This is a genomic window from Alcanivorax sp. HI0044 (genome assembly GCF_001634945.1).
The window spans coordinates 1-525 of sequence record NZ_LWEZ01001046.1; the positions used below are offsets into that span (position 1 = coordinate 1).

The window sequence follows — 525 nt, forward strand, 5'->3', positions numbered from 1 at the left end:
GTTCGCGTGCAAGCACGGTCCTACGGTATTGCGGGGCACGATATAACCCACCAAGCGATCCCCCGTCGGCGATGGCTGCGCCACCACAGCGGCCTCACGGATCTGTTCATGGCCCAGCAGCCGGCTTTCAATTTCCCCCAGCTCAATACGGAAGCCGCGGATCTTCACCTGCTGATCCACCCGGCCCAGGTATTCCATTACGCCATCGTCCCGGTACTTCACCAGGTCCCCGGTGCGATACATGCGCTCGCCGGGTTCGCCGAACGGGTCTGGCAGGAAACGCTCCGCCGTCAGGTCCGGGCGCTGATGGTAGCCACGGGCCAGGCCCACTTCGTTGCCGATATACAGTTCCCCGGCGACGCCNACCGGCACCCGGTTAAGATCCTGATCCAGCACATACAANTTNCTCGGCCCCACGGCGGTGCCGATGGGCGCGTAGGCGCTGGTCAGGGTGTCGCCTTCGTAGGCGGCCCACAGCATCGGGGTGACCACGGTTTCGGTAGGACCGTAACCGTTGAGAATGCG

Annotated in this window: 1 protein-coding gene; it reads right to left on the reverse strand. The window is 64.0% G+C overall.

Annotated elements, in window-relative coordinates; all coding sequences use genetic code 11:
• Nucleotides 1-525: AMP-binding protein (locus A3730_RS12205; RefSeq protein WP_156501185.1), on the reverse strand; the 525-nt coding region annotated here is incomplete at both ends.